The sequence below is a fragment of the Ignavibacteriales bacterium genome, from assembly GCA_026390575.1.
Taxonomy (GTDB): Bacteria; Bacteroidota; Ignavibacteria; order UBA10030; family UBA10030; genus Fen-1298.
Map to the genome: position 1 here is coordinate 25,833 of JAPLFR010000009.1, position 16,870 is coordinate 42,702.

Genomic DNA, 16,870 nt, shown 5'->3' on the forward strand with positions numbered 1-16,870 from the left:
CAAATAAAATTATGAATGATATATTTACGTGCGCTTGGCGTGAATTGAGACGTAGAAAGACACGCACGTTAACGAATATCTTCGGATACACACTGGCAGTGGCGATGATGATCGTTCTGGGCAGCAATCTTTTCAATTCGAAAGAGAAAGCAGGTCATTTATTAAATAATACCGGGACACATTTTATTGCATTTTTGCCGGATTGCATCACAGGGTGCGCACCGTATAAAAAAGATACATCACTCAAAGAAAACGAAGGTTTTATTGCAAGCGGAATATCTACGAATCTCATTCCCATAAGCTTCATTAATGAAGTTAAAAACCTTCCTTCTGTGAAAGATGCTGCACCATTCTTGCTTTTTCAATTGAGAAGTCCAAAAGACAATCAGCTATTTACCATAGGAGGTTTCAATCCAAACGATACAATAGCAGTTGGCTCAACGAGTTGTGCACCAAGTGATATCGTTGCCGGGCGTTTTCTGACCGTAAAGGATTCCAACATCGTTATAGTTGAAGAATCTTATGCACTTCTAAAAAATATTAAAGTCAACGATCGAATCGAAATCGCAGGTGCTTTGTATCCAGTAAAAGGGATTGTTAATGCCGGTATCCGTCCTGCAAAAGCAAACATCTATTTGATATATGCCGACGCTGAAAAAATAATCAATAAACGTTTACACAAATTCCCAATTCATAATCAAACGAATGTTTTACTCGTAGAAGCAAAAAACGCCCAAGTACAGGATTCAGCATCAAAATCCATTAAAACATTATTCCCTTCCCTTACATTCTCCAGTTATAGTTGTTATAAACCGGCTGCGGAAGTCATGGGACTGAATGAAACATCTGTATGGTCATTCATAATTATCATCGGAGCGGCTACATTGATTCTGTCGATGAAATCTCAACTAACTTCCATTATTGAAAGAAGACGCGAGATCGGTATTTTGAAGTCAATTGGCTGGAGCAATCGAAATGTAATTTCCCAACTTTTAGTAGAGTCGTTCTTACAGGCTGCATTGGGTGGATTATTCGGATGTCTCACTGCACTTATGTACATGCTATTTGTTCCTGTTATAATATCAGGGGAAGAAATGATTTCATTCCATGATTCAATTCTCATTTGGATATCGATTGCCAGCTTTATTCTTTCACTCGTTGGAGGGATTATAGCAGGAAGTCTTCCCGCTTTCCTGGTTGCCCGTCAGCAGCCTGCAGATGCACTGAGAAGTCTATGATCAAGAACCGTTCACAGGATAATTTATAACATGAACATCGATCAATCTAATATTGTTTTGACGTGCCATCATCTGACAAAAAGTTATACAATCAACAACCGTTCAACGCCTGTTTTGAAAGGAGTTGATTTAATCGTCCATCAAGGTGAAATTGCGGTCATTCAAGGCAAAAACGGTGCGGGTAAAACCACTTTAATAGAAATCTTGGGTGGGCTCTCTCGTCCAAATTCTGGCAGTATTTTATTTACCAGGCGCCTTATAGAAAGCCAAACGAATGAGCAATTAGCGTTCATACGGCGTGAGAAGATAGGCATCATTTTTCAAAGTTTTAATTTGATTCCGACATGGACGGCATTTGAAAATATTGAAGCCGCTCTCCTGCATACAGGATTATCCAAATCATATCGGTGTAAGAAAGTGAAAATGTTACTTGAAGATATTGGATTGGAAAACGAGAAAGATCATCTGCCTTCAGAGCTCAGCATTGGGCAGCAGCAGCGAGTCGCCATCGCAAGGGCTTTAGCCCATGAACCGATCCTCATACTTGCCGACGAGCCCACCGGTGAAATCGATAAAGAGACATCAAAGCAAATAATAGATTATCTAATGACTCCAATAAAGAAAAAAGGAGTCACTCTCATAGTCACCACACATGGTAACTTTCCATTGAATGTTGCCGATAGGACATATTATTTAAAAGATGGAAGACTTCAGAATACAAATTGATTTATACGGAACAGGATGGGTAGATTTAGCATTCTTCAATCCTCAATAAATAATTCTTTTATTCTTCCAGTATGACCTTTTGCCTTATTGAAAGTATCTAATTTTTTGAGACAAGAAACAACAACCATCGTTTCTGCAGAATTATCAGCCGGTACTTACACACACAGCAATGGAACGCAGCGAGTATACCGAGACGAAAAAACTCATGCTACTCAAGTGAGGCATGAGCTTTTACATGGATTCGTAGCCCTAACAGGGGCGAGGTGATCTCACCCTTAACGTATTTTGGGCAGTGCGTTATTTTGGATTCCCACGTATCCCGAATGTTTTCGGTAGTCGGGACGGGATGACAAAGAAGAAATTATCCTTCCGAAACGTTGTTTTTAACTGGAATCTATCTTCTGATCAATGCATAAGGTATGCCGTCTCCCCGACGGTACAGGATTGTTGTGAAGATTGAATATAACACATGCGCATAGATACCTTGCCTTTCAAGGGAGCATTTGTTAATTTCATTCATACAATCATTCATCATACTTGATGCCTCGATTTACAAAAGACGAAATACGCAGCAAATTTACAAACGGTAAAGATTTCAATGAGATCTTCGATGCTTTTGAAGATGCGTTGACGCAAGGTATTCAAGATGTAGAACTTTACCGGCTTCTTTTCTGGAATTCTGCACTCTGTCCCGATGAATTGTGCCTCTTCGGCGAAAAACTTGCGAAGGAATTTCCAAATCTTGCTTATGAAACATATATGTGGTTAGCAAGTGTGTTCGAGGCAACATATTCCTTGTCTGATAACTTTGAGTTAGCAATGCAGTACTATCGCAAGGCCGCGGTGGCGAAGCCGGAAGAAGTTCAGCCGTACCTTGATGCTGCCGATTGTCATGATCCGGAACTCAATATTCCGCCGCTTTATTGGCTTGTGGAATTTTTAAAATTAGGTATCAATCTTGTAAAAGACAAAAAAACGCTTCTGCATAGATTATCGTATCTCTACCAAATGCATGGAGATCAGAAGCAGGCAGATTTTTACAGAACCCTTGCTGATGACCTCGGACGCAGCCAAAACTAAAACAGCCATTTACCGCTCACACACACTCCGCGGATTTATTCTCTTGATGATTGCCGTGCTTTTCTGGGGAAGTTCGGCACCGATCGGAAAATATCTCATTGTAACGCGCTTTGATACACTGATCATGGCACAGACGCGTACGTCGCTGACCTTCATACTTTTACTTTTCTATTTTCTTCTCAAGGATCGAAGTGTATTCAAAATTGATCTTACAGACTTATGGAAACTTGGAATTTTAGGTGTCGTAGGTATTTCATTGACAAATTATACTTACTATTTCACCGCGAAGGAATCATCGGTCGCGACGGCAATCCTTGTCCAATACACTGCGCCGGTTTGGATTGTGCTGTATTCAGTATTTGTCATTAAGGAAGATACGCTTGATCGCATTACATTCATCTCACTCGTCCTTGGGCTGATCGGCTGTTACTTTGCGGTAACTGCCGGCTCGATGCAAAGTATAAACCTGAAAGGCTGGGCGATCATCACCGGACCGGTGTCGGCATTCACGTTTGCATATCAGGTAGTGGCGACGAAGCAGCTGCTGAAGCGTTATTCCGTCTGGACGATGCTCATGTATATGTTCGGCTTCTCTGCAATTTTTTGGTTGTGCATCAATCCGCCCTGGGATATTATTGCGAAGAATTATACATACAGTGACTGGGGAATGTTCTGGATATTTGCCATTATATCAATTCTTATTCCACAAATATCATTCGCATCGGGTTTGAAGTTATTAGATGCATCTACCGCTGGAATAGTCAGTATTCTAGAACCCGTCATTGCAATTATTGCTGCGTTTCTTATTCTTGGCGAATCGCTGAGTATGATACAACTATTTGGTGCAGTGCTGGTAGTAGCGGCGGTTGGATTATTACAAGCACATCCAATGTTGATGAAAAATATGATGTGGAAATCCAACTCTGAGATAAAAAAATAATGAGAACAGAACGTCGTCTGAATCGTTTAGAACAAGTACTGCGGCATCGTCAGCCGGATATGACGGTCGTGATGGAAAATATTCACGACCCGCACAATGTCAGCGCTGTACTTCGTTCATGCGATGCAGCTGGAGTTATGGAAGTACAGTTGATCTATACAGATACAGATTTTCCAGGCATCGGCAAAAAAAGCTCGGCGAGCGCTAAAAAATGGGTTGAACTGCGCCGATTCAAAAATGTGAAAGATTGTTACAAACAGTTACACGAAGAAGGATTTACGATTTATGCAACGCATCTTGAAGAAAAGGCACAGTCATTGTTCGAAATCAATATGACAAAGAAAATAGCGATTGTTGTGGGGAATGAACACAAAGGAGTGTCGTCGGAAGCGGCTCAGTTAGCAGATGGTATTCTCCAGATTCCCATGTTCGGAATGATTCAGAGTTTAAATGTTTCTGTTGCTACGGCAGTCATTCTCTTTGAAATCGTCCGCCAAAGAATTGCCTCGGGACAGTACGATGAATCAAAATATTCTATTACAGAATTAACAAAGCTTCTCAAGATTTGGGCGATGAAACAATGATCAACGAATTATGAATGACAAATAAATGACTATTCGTCCCGATATTGCAGAATTTGTAGCCGACCTTGAGGTGTTCAGTAAAAGAAAGTTGAACTATCCTTCAGAAGTCGGTGAAATACTTCAAATTACTATTCAGACTGGATTGACAAACGAGTTTGAAGAATTGATCTTTCAAACAAAGTTTTTGGTACGCACGCAAGACGTGATGAATCAAATCGGTTATGAAGCGCAGGGATTCGAAAAGCTTTCGATAGAATTTCAATCTGCGGTAAAAAAGTCGATGGATTTGCTGAAGATGCTTGTTGGAAGAACTGCCGCAGATGTCATGCAGAAATATTCAGATACGTTCTTTGCCATGGACGCCGAAAGCTTTGCTCGTTTGATGAAGTTCTATTCTGATCTGAGCTGGATAAAAAACTGGCAGATTGACGGTAAGCCACTGCCGTATGAAACAAAATCATCAAAAATAACTGCCGCCCGAGAATATGTGAATCAGCAAACGAGGGGGAAAAAACAGAACAGCCAATCGACTAAATCACTTGCTCGAATTCAAAGAAGTGCGATGCTTGCTGCGCTCCTGTTCGTACTCTTTCTTCTTATCGATCCACCGGTAACAGTTCTCGGCTGGATACTTTCGTTAGGGATTGCAGCATTGCTTGTCTATATTGTTATCCAAATAGTGTTCCTAACAAAAAATCCAAACTCTCATTGAATAGATTTTAAAATGAAATATAATTATTCTTCAATACCATTTCTCGTTTTGTTATTCACGTTACAACTATTTTCTGCGGAACCAAAAGTAAAGCCGGGAATTGACGTTCTGCGTGAACGCGGCTTTGACATCCTGAAAGGTAAACAGGTTGGTCTTATTACCAATGCTACAGGTGTTACGTCAGATTTGAAAAGCACGATTGATGTGCTGTTCAACTCTCCCGGAGTGAAGCTCGTTGCGCTCTACAGTCCAGAGCACGGTGTACGAGGTGATGCTGACGCGGGAAAAGAAATCAACGGTTTCATTGATTCAAGAACTGGATTACCGGTGTACTCGCTTTATGGAAAAACGCGCAGGCCGACAAAGGAAATGCTGCAAGGCATAGATGTGCTTGTATATGATATTCAGGATATTGGTGTACGTTCGTATACGTACATATCAACGATGGGATTAGCGATGGAAGCCGCTGCGGAAAATGGAATTAAGTTTGTTGTTCTGGATCGACCGAATCCATTAACAGGCGAACGAGTAGAAGGACCGATGTTAGAACCAAAATTTAAATCATTTATCGGCGAGTATCCAATTCCGTATGTCTATGGAATGACCACTGGCGAATTAGCACAGATGATAAACGGAGAACAATGGCTCAACAACGGCGGCTCGTCTGGTGCGGCGAGTAAATGTGATCTCACGGTTGTAACGATGAAAGGATGGAAGCGCTCTCTGTGGTGGGATGAAACCGGCTTAACGTGGGTTCCGACATCCCCGCATATTCCTCATTCTTTTACGACTATCTTTGCTGTGCTTACCGGCCTTTTGGGGGAACTTGGCACAGCAAATCAAGGGATCGGGTACACGCTGCCGTTTGAATTGGTTGGTGCTCCTTGGATTGACGGTTATGCTCTTGCCCGTTATTTGAACAGCTTTAATTTACCTGGTGTCCAGTTCCGTCCAATTTCCTATATCCCATTCTACAAAGACACGACAGGACTTCGGTACAAAGGCGTGCAGATACACGTTATCGACCGGTCGATATTGAACATGACTCAAGTGCAGATTACCATACTTGAAGCGCTGCTTCATCTTTTTCCAGATAATAATATTTTTGATCGTGCAAAGCCGGAGAGAATCAATTCGTTTGATAAAGCTGTTGGAACAGATGATATTCGGCGTGCGCTTCAGAATGGAACTTCGGTTGAAGAAATTCTTCATAGAATCGACCAAATGCGAGCGCAGTTTATGGTGAAGCGGGAGAAATATCTTTTATACAAATAGTGCCGTGAACAGCTTTTTCAGTGTGCTAATGTTGGTTGTCTGATTTCTGTCTCGGCTTGGAAAATCCGTATACAGCCGTTGCATTTCATGCAAGGCTTTCCTATTTTAGTAATGAATTCATTATGAATACCCAGATAAACATGAGTCCATGGAGCGAATCGAAACAGGTTCTTCAGACCTGAAAGTCCAAGTTTATTTTCTCCCCCCGCGTTCCACGGAATACGAGTCCCCTGCACCATCTCCAAAATTAATTTGTCGCCGGCATCGGCGTAAAGCATATGCTTTCTTGGATATTGTTCAAGAAAGGAGCCTGTGTTGTTTTTAACAATTGCGAAATTAATTTTTCTATTTCCCGTTTCATTACTGCTTTCATTATTGGCATTTGGTTCTATTCCATTTGACAGGAAAGGAGATTTTTTTCGCTGGTGTCCCTGGACATGGTCAAAATGCATTCTGTGGACTTTTGGTATTAAAGTACATCTGAAGGGACTTGAAAATATTGATCTCCATCAGCCGTACATTTTCGTATCGAACCATGCAAGTATGGCTGATATTCCAACAGTCTTGGTGGCTTTGAATGGCAAAGCGAATATTGTTTTTAAAAAAGAATTGACGTGGGTACCTATCTGGGGATGGGCGTTACGCTATGGGCCTTTTATTATGATTGATCGATCGAATCCACGGGATGCAATGGCAAGTATCGAACGGGCAGTGAAAACTATTCGCAGCGGTCAATCGGTCATCTTGTTTCCAGAAGGAACCCGGACACGTGACGGCAAACTACAGCCGTTCAAGCGCGGGGCGTTCACACTGGCTGCGAAATCTGGAGTTTCAGTTGTACCGATGACCATAAATAATACATTCGGAATTATGCCGAAAGGATCTTTCATCGTCAAGCAGGCAGATATTTCAGTGGTACTAGAAAAACCAATTCTCACAGACGGACTTCAAAGCAAAACCGATGAATTGGAATTGATGGACCAAGTACATAAAGCAATCGAAAAACATTATGTTGATCAATCGTGAGATGATGTATGGCAGTAACGATAAAAGATGTTGAACATATAGCCACGCTGGCGAAGTTAGAATTCTCGGATGCAGAAAAAGAAAAATTCACGCACCAGATGAACCAAATTTTAGAGTACATGGAACAATTAAACTCGCTGGATACGAGCAATGTTGAACCGCTTTCGCATGTTATAGAACTCAGCAACGTATTCCGTGTGGATGAAGTGAAGCCAGGTGTATCGACTGAGGACGCGTTGAAGAACGCCCCGGAAAAGAATGAACAGTTTTTCAAAGTGCCAAAAGTAATTGGTGAGAAATCCTGATGCCCGCGAAACCGATTGTTGTTGGAGTTATTCCGTCGCGCTATGCATCGCACCGGCTGCCGGCAAAGCCGTTGGTGGATTTATGCGGCAAACCAATGGTGCAGCGGGTATATGAGCAGGCAAAAAAATCCCGACTTCTGGATCGTGTCGTGATTGCGACTGATGATGTTCGCATCGAAGAAGCTGTACTGCAGTTTGGCGGTGATGTGATGCTTACATCACCGGATATAGCAAGCGGAAGTGATCGCGTTGCTGCGGTCGCATTGCACGTGGCAGGTGATATCTTCGTTAATATCCAAGGCGATGAACCATTGATTGCGCCGGAGATGATCGATCAGGGAATTCAACTTCTTCTTGACGACACATCTGCACCGGTAGGAACATTAGTAAAACAAATTTCTTTACTAGGAGAATTACTAAATCCGAATATAGTAAAAGTGGTGCTGAGTGATGGCGGGTATGCTATGTACTTCTCTCGTTCCATAGTTCCTTATGTGCGCGGTGAAGCGGACATGAGACAATGGCTTGAACATCAAACATTTTATAAACATATCGGATTGTATATATTTCGGCGTGAGTTTTTGTTGCAGTACGCGCAGCTGCCGGTTTCTCAATTGGAGATGGCTGAAAAATTAGAACAGCTGCGTATTCTTGAAGCAGGGTATAAAATAAAAGCAGGTATAACAACGTACGAAAGCATTCCAATTGACACACCGGAAGATGTTGCTCGCGTGGTTGAGATATTAGAGCATACATCGTCGGGTACATAGATGAGAAACTTATGGCTAGAAACACTGTGAAGTTTATTTTTGTGACAGGCGGTGTCGTTTCATCGCTTGGCAAAGGAATCGCTGCTTCCTCACTGGGGATGCTGCTCAAAGCGCGTGGTTTGCGCGTGACAATTCAGAAGTTCGATCCGTACATCAATGTTGATCCGGGAACAATGAATCCATTTCAGCATGGTGAAGTGTACGTAACGGAAGACGGCGCTGAAACAGATTTAGATCTTGGCCATTATGAGCGGTTTCTCAACGAGAATATGACTCGTCAAAACAATACGACGACAGGTCAGGTATATTTTGAAGTGATTTCACGAGAACGGCGCGGCGATTATCTCGGTGCAACTGTTCAGGTGATTCCACATATCACAGATGAGATCAAAAAACGATTATGGAATCTTGCCAAGACCGGTAAATATGACGTCATTATTGTAGAGGTAGGCGGCACTGTCGGTGATATTGAAGGATTACCCTTCCTCGAAGCTATTCGTCAGTTCAAGCACGATGTCGGACGGCGCAACGCAATTAATATTCATTTAACGCTGATACCATATATTAAAGCAGCAGGTGAAATAAAGACCAAACCCACACAGCATAGTGTGAAGACGCTTCTCGAAATCGGATTGCAGCCGGATATCCTCATCTGTCGCACCGAGAAACCGTTATCGAAAGAACTAAAAGAAAAGATTGCCTTGTTCTGCAATGTAGAAACCCGTTCTGTCATTGAAGGAAGAGATGTTCAAACTATTTATGAAGTTCCGCTTATGTATGAGAAGGAAAATCTTCCTGGAATTGTCATTGAGGAATTAAATATTAAATGCGATAAACCTAACTTAAAACAGTGGCTTCGGTTCGTAAATAAAGTGAAAAAACCCACCGGCAAGGTCCGTATTGCCGTTTGCGGAAAGTATATTGAACTAAAAGATGCCTATAAAAGCATCTCTGAAGCGTTTGTCCATGCAGGCGCAGAGAATGATGTCGAAGTTCAGCTTGATTGGATTCGAGCCGAAGATGTAGAAGATTATGGTGCTGAAAAATATTTAAAAGGTGCTGCAGGGTTGCTGGTCCCTTGGGGATTTGGCAGCCGCGGCATTGAAGGAAAAATTGATGCTGTCCGATTTGCACGGGAGAACAAAATTCCATTTTTTGGAATATGCCTTGGATTACAGTGCGCTGTCATCGAATTTGCGCGAAACAGATGCGGAATGAAGGATGCAAACAGCACTGAATTTCGAAAGACGAAACATAACGTCATCGATATGATGCTGGAACAAAAGTCGGTGCGGAACTTGGGCGGCACGATGCGCCTTGGTGCATATCCGTGCACAATTCAGAAAGGATCAAACGCGTACGCCGCGTACCGGAAGGAATTGGTAACGGAGAGACACCGGCATAGATTTGAAGTGAACAATAAATTCAGGAAGAGACTTGCGGATAATGGCATGATATTTAGCGGTATGTATATTAATAACGATCTCGTCGAGATTATTGAATTGCCGGATCATCCGTGGTTTGTTGCAGTCCAATTTCATCCTGAATTAAAATCTCGTCCGGTCGCTCCACATCCATTGTTCGTCGGTTTCGTGAAGGCAGTAAAAGACAATAGTAAGAGTCAACAGGTACAGAGTAAATCTTAATGGAGACGGATTTCGTTATCGCAAGGTAATACGTATTGAGGGGTGATCCACATGAAACAATTTACTATTCTTCTCCGGTTGTTGCTGGCGGTTATTATGGCAACTGTATTCGTTGCATGTTCGTTAACATTAGAAGAAGCCCAAAAGGATGATTATTATTTTAAACCGGTGAGTCAGATCGCATATCAGAAGCCGGACTCAGGAGCTCCTGTCATGGTTCTTGAACGCTTTGTTACACGAACTGATCATGGCTTAACGGATTCACTTATGGAGATGCTTCGACAGCAGAATAAACGATTAGATGATGTAGTTCAGAAACTGAATCTATTGACCGATAAAGAAATTGCCGACAATTCAAAGAGTTCAAACAATCTTGGTGATCTTCTTGCAACTCGCGATCGCATTTCAAATGAAATGCTGGTGGAAATGATGAGAGATCAGAACCAACGGCTTAACGATGTTATTGAACAGTTGAAACTTCTTTCCCAGGATCAAAGTGCATATCGTTCAAATCTTGCCGATCATTCCGATGCGGCTCATGTTCAGCAGGTTCCAGTGCGTCAACCTGTGTCTCAGCATCTCAGTGCCTCATTAAATTACGGGAAAGCGATCCGACTCTATCAGAACAAACAGTATGGAAAAGCGATAACTGCCTTCAGGAAATTATTGGATCGGAAAATTGAACCAAATCTAGCAGACCGCTATCATTTTTGGATGGGCGTATGTTATTTCAACTTGAAGAGAAGCAATCAAGCATTCAGTGAGTTCACAAAAGTACTTGGATATGCTCATTCCGAAAAAGCAGAAGGCGCATACTTTATGGTTGGTCAGTGCTATGAACGCAAGGGAGCAAAACGAGATGCGAAAATGGCCTTCGAAAAAATGCTGCGGATATATCCTCAAGGAAGTCTTAAACAGATGGCTGAGAAAAAACTTGCGCTCCTGAAGTAAGGGGAAACCTCAGGAGCGCCATTGATGTCTCAATAGATCACGTTTCCACCAAACGCGATCGCGTAGAGACGTACGTTAAAATTATTTTGTCATAATCATCTTACGTGTTGCACTTTCGTTGTCTGCAATGAGTCGGGCGAAATAGACGCCTGATGACAATTTCTGTCCGCTTGTTGCATTGCTGCTCCATTCTACACTATAATCACCAACTGGTTGATATTGATCAACAAGGCGATTCACTTCGCGGCCTGTAATGTCATATACACTTAATTGCACTTGTGCTGCCTTAAGTAATTGATAGGCAATTCGTGTAGATGGGTTGAATGGATTAGGATAATTTTGACCGAGCAGAGTCGATTTCGAATCGTTGTTTGATGCGAGAGTAGAGTTGTTACTCCATTCCAAGTTGTTAATCGCTACACCAAGACTATCAGCTTGACTATTCGTGACCATAACATTAGCTAAGGATGCATTACTCTTATCTAACGGATTGATCAAAGAAATAGGAAATCTTACCAGTGCGCCTTGACCAATCGGAAAAGCTTTTTGTTCTAAACTTAAGATTACGACATTGACAGTAGAATCGTTCGGTTTATAAGAAGCAACAATCCAGTGCGATTCAGCAGTACGAGTGCCATGTTCGAGTTCACCTAACACAACATCGGACGAAGTGTGCATACTGAACTGCACACCAGCAACCGCGTCAGAATTGGCGAGCTGGACTTCGAGAGCATTCGTTGCAGTCCGCACTACTGTTAGTTTGTTACCAGAGTATGCTATGGAGACTGAGATTAACAGGCCTATTAGAATTTGATAGTATCTTTTGCTCATCTTCATTTTAGTTACCTTTCGTTGAACTTCTACTAAAGAAGTTCACTCAACGTGCCAGTCGAAGAAAGCTTACTTTTTAAAATGAAAAAGTGAGGAAATGCCTGATAAATAAGGGGAAAACGAGATAGGTTTGAACTTCGTAGTGTGAATATTATAGCCTTAACTTTGTAAGTTCTACAAATGCATTGTATTCCTGAAATGGGGACTTGAACTTTTTAGAAGTTTTTAGCGCATGTTTTCGCTTGGATTATTTTGTCTGATTCTCTTCAAGTCTTTTCATACCGATGCCCTTTACCCAACAATACTGGGAAAAAGCAATCAATTCCTCGATAATCAGATATTGCTAAATGGCAGGGTTTTTACAACAAAACGGCGAATTTTAGGGTGCTATAATTCGCCGTTTCGGTTACGTCTAAAAAATACGGGTTTAAAACCTATTTCTTTTTTTTGATGCGCGGTTTCGCTGTCCGCGGTTTACGAATTCGCGCTGGTGCCAGCAGTTTCGTCGGCTCTTGTTTGAACGACGTTTCTAGAAGTTTAGGGGTTGGCTGTGACATTGCAGAAGCTTCAGCTGTTAAAAGCATTTTTTGGTGTTCAAAACGCTTCAATTGTGCTACTTCTTTTTTAATGCGAGATGCTGAAAAAAGAAGAACGATGTTCATAATACCAAGCAGTGCCACGAGTGTATAAAGCCAAATGAAATGAACAGTACTTTCTGCAGATGATTTCTGAACATGTTGTTGAAGCGTATCTAATTTCTTGAGAGTACTGATATTTGATGAGTTAATGCCCTTTATAGATTCTTCATACGCGGCACTGAGACTGTCTTCGTGATAAGGAGAGATGACATAGACAGGAACGGGTGGCTCTTTGACAGTGGAATTATCTTGAGCTTGGATTTTGGTGAGTTGAATGCAGCTCAAAAGAATGAAACAGAATATTGCTGGCACACTGGGCTTGAAATTTAGCTTCATAGCAAATCCCCTTTAATAGAGTGAAAAACTAGGATTAAGTTAGGAAGACACTTTGCCAAATGCAAACAGAAAGTAATGCGTACTATTGTCCATTTTATATGTTGTTAAATTTGAATCTCATTCGCTCTTTGGCTATCTTCATTCAGTATGTTAAACAAATGCAGTAGAGGAATGCTCTGGGGAGACAATTGTTACTATGACTATAAATTCACAGCTGCCTCTTCAATATATTAAAGGTGTTGGACCGAAACGCGCAGAGGCGTTGGCGAATCTCGGTATCCATAGCATCAAAGATATTTTCTTGTATTTCCCGCGTGGTTATTTAGATCGTAGTCAAATTGTGCGTATAGCTGATTTGAAACGCTATGTCGAACATGGCGAAGCTGTAACTATCTTCGCCGAAGTGTATCGACAAGAAGCAAGGCGCACGAGGCGCAGCAACAAATTGATATTTATGCTTACAGTGAAAGACGAAAGCGGATTTCTTACGTGTGTTTGGTTTGAAGGATTCTATTGGTTGAAAGATGCGTTTGAGGTCGGTGAGGTACTTGCACTTTCCTCTCTTCCTACGCTTGATAAACTTGGGCGTCCACAATTCATTCATCCGCAATTTGATAGATTGAAACGTGTTGAAGATGACGAGCCCGATTGGGGCAAATTATTCAACACCGGTGGTATCATTCCAAAGTATCGTTCCAGCGCTGAACTTGAAAAAGTAGGACTCGACAGCCGCGGCTTTCGGCGTATTATTCGGAATGCAGTGGATCACCATGGTGCTGCAATTGAGGAAACGATTTCGCCTGACATTTTACTTCGTCAATCTCTCTGCGATAGACAATCAGCAATACGTTCCATTCATTTTCCAGACAATTTTCAAGAATTAGAAAAAGCACAGCGACGGCTCAAGTTTGAGGAACTGTTCTTTCTCCAATTGATGTTAGCTTTACGCAAACGCGGGGCACAGCAGCAATTACGCGGATTGACATATAATGTAGAAAGTACACTTGCACGACAGCTCGTAGAGTCTCTTCAGTTTGAATTAACACGTGCACAGAAGCGAGTACTGCGAGAAATTGTTGATGATTTAAAATCTCCATGCCCAATGAATCGGCTTATGCAGGGCGATGTTGGAAGCGGTAAAACAATAGTAGCGATTTGCACTGCACTCATCGCTGTTGAGAATGGTTTGCAGGTTGCATTTATGGCGCCGACAGAAATTCTTGCCGAACAGCATTATCAGACTCTTAAATCGTTTCTCACCAATTTACCAGTCAATGTCCGCATACTTATTGGCGGGCAGCGAAAAATATTACGAGACGATGTTCTGGAAGATATCAGGAATGGTAGAGCAAATATTGTGGTTGGTACACATGCGTTAGTTGAGGAAAAAGTCGAATTTGCAAAGCTTGGTTTCGTTATCGTAGATGAACAGCATCGATTCGGTGTCATGCAGCGTGCAACATTACGCGGGAAGGGCCTCAATCCTGATGTTCTGGTGATGACAGCGACACCCATTCCACGCACACTTGCAATGACATTATATGGCGATCTTGAAATATCTCAAATTGACGAACTGCCTTCAAACCGCAAACCTATTCGCACCGCAATTCGGACTGAATCTCAAAAAAATAAAGTTTATCAATTCGTCAAGGAGGAAATTGATCGCGGCAGGCAGGCATATATTGTTTTTCCACTTATCGAGGAATCGGAAAAAATAGATCTTAAAGCCGCTACGAAAGAGTGTGAACTTCTACAAAATACTATTTTTCCGAACTATCGGCTCGGGCTCTTACATGGTAGAATGAAACCGGAAATAAAAGATGAAGTGATGCAAAAGTTCAAAGCAGGTGAAATTCAAATTCTTGTTTCAACAACGGTCATCGAAGTCGGTATTGATGTTGCGAATGCAACCGTCATGATTATTGAAAACGCAGAAAGGTTTGGACTGGCACAATTGCATCAACTCCGCGGTCGTGTAGGCCGCGGAGCCGATCAATCCTACTGTATCCTTATAGCAAACTACAGTTGGTTCGATGCACACGCAAGAGGAATGGAGGCGCTGGAATTGCATGAGGAAAAGGAACACGCCCGCATACGTTTAGAGACGATGGTGCAGACAACTGATGGATTCAAAATAGCGGAGGTGGATTTAAAATTACGAGGGCCTGGGGAATTCTTTGGTACACTGCAAAGTGGATTGCCGGCGCTTCGCATTGCAAATCTTATTGATGATGCAGACTTGCTCATCAAGGCACGAAAAGAAGCATTCGATCTTATTAAGAATGATCCGCATCTTCGAAAGAAATCGAACGAATGTATTCGAAAACATTTTGAAGATGAGTTCAGAGATATTCTTGCGTTGGGAAAAATAGGATAAGACAGAAACAGAAAAGCAGAAAGCAGAAAAGCAGAAAGCAGAAAAGCAGAAAACAGAAAGCAGAAAGCAGAAACAACTATCGACAAGATATTATTTTAAATCTTCTATTCGTATATCTCATATCTAAAATCCTAAATCCAAAATCTAGAATCATAAATCTTAAAAATTCTCTTCTCGTCATGCTCATGCGCTGCAAAGATTTTATCAGTAAAACGAGTGAAAAAACTTGACAACAAGATAGAAAGGATTATATTAGTATCAACATTTGTTGTTCATTGAAACAGCAAAGTTGATTAGTTCAACAAGTGAAAGGTTGATCTTACCGCTTGCTACAGCGACTGAACGTAGCTCTCGTCTACAATGTGAAGAAGGAAAGTGTAGATGAAGTTTCGAAAGACGATGGTGATCCGGATAGATACACCGGAAGAAAAGAATCCGTCGCAGTAAAAACAGAACTTCATCAGACGAAAGCTGACACATACGCAGAATGGGACACGGAAGAAACTATTCTCGCCGTGAAGACAGCACTCGAATTGCATCATGATATTACTCTCATCGAAGCAAACGAGGAATCCTACCTGGCACTTCTTCAAAAGAAACCTGACATAGTTTTCAATATTGCTGAAGGATTGCGGGGGCCATCGCGTGAAGCACAAATTCCAGCGATTCTCGAGATGCTGGGCATTCCCTATACTGGTTCTGATTCGCTCACTCTTGGAATTTGTCTCGATAAGTCGAGAGCAAAGGAAATTCTCTCCTATTACAAAATTCTAACTCCACCATTCGTTGTCGTTAATACTCTTCATCAATTATCGGAATTCAATATCTCTCTGCCTTGCATAGTGAAACCTTTACATGAGGGATCGAGTAAAGGAATTTACAATGCATCCGTTGTTCGCACCACTGAAGAACTCCATCGTCAGATCAAGAGAGTCATTGAGGAGTATGAAGAACCTGCGTTGGTAGAAAAATTCTTAACAGGACGCGAGTTCACAGTGGCAATTCTTGGTAACGACTCCGACATTCGAGTATTGCCAATTGTAGAGATTCGCTTCGATTCGCTTCCTGAAGATGTCAATCCTATTTATTCGTATGAGGCGAAATGGATTTGGGATACAATAGAGAATCCCATCGATGTACATGAATGTCCGGCTAAGGTTTCTTTGAAACTTCAGAAAGAAATTGAGAATATATGCCGTGATACTTATCGAGTATTACGATGTCGAGACTGGTGTCGAATTGACATAAGATTGGATGATCAGGGTTGTCCAAATGTGCTGGAATTGAATCCTTTACCTGGAATATTGCCAAATCCTGAAGAACATTCGTGCTTCCCACAAGCTGCCAGAGCGGCAGGCATGGATTACAACACGATGATTAACGCCGTGTTAAATGCAGGGATTAAACGATATAACTTATGTTAATTGAATAAATG

Annotated in this window: 16 protein-coding genes; 14 read left to right on the forward strand and 2 right to left on the reverse strand. The window is 41.8% G+C overall.

Going from position 1 to position 16,870, the window contains the following annotated elements:
* The first annotated feature begins 11 nt into the window (after positions 1–11).
* From NTX44_08595 to NTX44_08650, 12 genes are all read left to right on the forward strand, one after another.
* Positions 12–1,238 (forward strand): FtsX-like permease family protein, encoded by a 1,227-nt coding sequence (locus NTX44_08595; GenBank protein MCX6121663.1) that lies wholly within the window; start codon positions 12–14, stop codon positions 1,236–1,238.
* A 30-nt stretch (positions 1,239–1,268) separates the two neighbouring features.
* The gene (locus tag NTX44_08600; protein ID MCX6121664.1) at positions 1,269–1,964 is read left to right on the forward strand and encodes an ABC transporter ATP-binding protein; all 696 of its coding nucleotides are present in this window, start codon (positions 1,269–1,271) and stop codon (positions 1,962–1,964) included.
* Positions 1,965–2,504: 540 nt separating this feature from the next.
* Complete coding sequence (locus NTX44_08605) at positions 2,505–3,044, forward strand: hypothetical protein (protein ID MCX6121665.1); 540 nt, start codon at positions 2,505–2,507, stop codon at positions 3,042–3,044.
* On the forward strand, positions 3,019–3,984 hold the full coding sequence (locus NTX44_08610) for a DMT family transporter (GenBank protein MCX6121666.1): 966 nt from the start codon (positions 3,019–3,021) through the stop codon (positions 3,982–3,984). Before NTX44_08605 ends, NTX44_08610 begins: the two co-directional genes overlap by 26 nt.
* On the forward strand, positions 3,984–4,568 hold the full coding sequence (locus tag NTX44_08615; GenBank protein ID MCX6121667.1) for an RNA methyltransferase: 585 nt from the start codon (positions 3,984–3,986) through the stop codon (positions 4,566–4,568). Before NTX44_08610 ends, NTX44_08615 begins: the two co-directional genes overlap by 1 nt.
* 25 nt (positions 4,569–4,593) lie before the next feature.
* A complete protein-coding gene (locus NTX44_08620; protein MCX6121668.1) occupies positions 4,594–5,280 on the forward strand; it encodes a hypothetical protein in 687 nt (228 codons plus the stop codon).
* A gap of 12 nt (positions 5,281–5,292) precedes the next feature.
* Positions 5,293–6,555, forward strand: a complete 1,263-nt coding sequence (locus tag NTX44_08625) for a DUF1343 domain-containing protein (GenBank protein ID MCX6121669.1) — start codon at positions 5,293–5,295, stop codon at positions 6,553–6,555.
* Between the two features lie 315 nt (positions 6,556–6,870).
* Positions 6,871–7,581, forward strand: coding sequence for a lysophospholipid acyltransferase family protein (locus tag NTX44_08630; protein ID MCX6121670.1), 711 nt, complete (start codon positions 6,871–6,873; stop codon positions 7,579–7,581).
* Positions 7,582–7,589: 8 nt separating this feature from the next.
* Complete coding sequence (gene gatC / locus NTX44_08635; protein ID MCX6121671.1) at positions 7,590–7,886, forward strand: Asp-tRNA(Asn)/Glu-tRNA(Gln) amidotransferase subunit GatC; 297 nt, start codon at positions 7,590–7,592, stop codon at positions 7,884–7,886.
* Positions 7,886–8,656, forward strand: coding sequence for a 3-deoxy-manno-octulosonate cytidylyltransferase (gene kdsB, locus NTX44_08640; protein MCX6121672.1), 771 nt, complete (start codon positions 7,886–7,888; stop codon positions 8,654–8,656). The genes gatC and kdsB overlap by 1 nt, the downstream gene beginning before the upstream one ends.
* 11 nt (positions 8,657–8,667) lie before the next feature.
* A complete protein-coding gene (locus NTX44_08645) occupies positions 8,668–10,302 on the forward strand; it encodes a CTP synthase (protein MCX6121673.1) in 1,635 nt (544 codons plus the stop codon).
* A gap of 51 nt (positions 10,303–10,353) precedes the next feature.
* Positions 10,354–11,253 (forward strand): tetratricopeptide repeat protein, encoded by a 900-nt coding sequence (locus NTX44_08650; protein MCX6121674.1) that lies wholly within the window; start codon positions 10,354–10,356, stop codon positions 11,251–11,253.
* Between the two features lie 81 nt (positions 11,254–11,334).
* On the opposite strand, the gene NTX44_08655 is transcribed toward NTX44_08650, so the two are convergent.
* Both NTX44_08655 and NTX44_08660 read right to left on the reverse strand, forming a co-directional pair.
* Positions 11,335–12,090: a T9SS type A sorting domain-containing protein gene (locus tag NTX44_08655; protein MCX6121675.1), complete on the reverse strand. Its 756-nt coding sequence runs from the start codon at positions 12,088–12,090 to the stop codon at positions 11,335–11,337.
* 428 nt (positions 12,091–12,518) lie between these two features.
* Positions 12,519–13,058, reverse strand: a complete 540-nt coding sequence (locus NTX44_08660) for a hypothetical protein (protein MCX6121676.1) — start codon at positions 13,056–13,058, stop codon at positions 12,519–12,521.
* A gap of 196 nt (positions 13,059–13,254) precedes the next feature.
* On the opposite strand from NTX44_08660, the gene recG reads away from it, so the two are divergent.
* Together recG and NTX44_08670 are read left to right on the forward strand one after the other, a co-directional pair.
* Positions 13,255–15,435 carry an ATP-dependent DNA helicase RecG gene (gene recG / locus NTX44_08665; GenBank protein MCX6121677.1) on the forward strand — a complete coding sequence of 727 codons (2,181 nt, stop codon included), beginning with the start codon at positions 13,255–13,257 and terminating at the stop codon, positions 15,433–15,435.
* Between the two features lie 326 nt (positions 15,436–15,761).
* Entirely contained in the window at positions 15,762–16,859 is a 1,098-nt protein-coding gene (locus NTX44_08670; GenBank protein ID MCX6121678.1) for an ATP-grasp domain-containing protein, read from the forward strand.
* Positions 16,860–16,870: the final 11 nt, after the last annotated feature.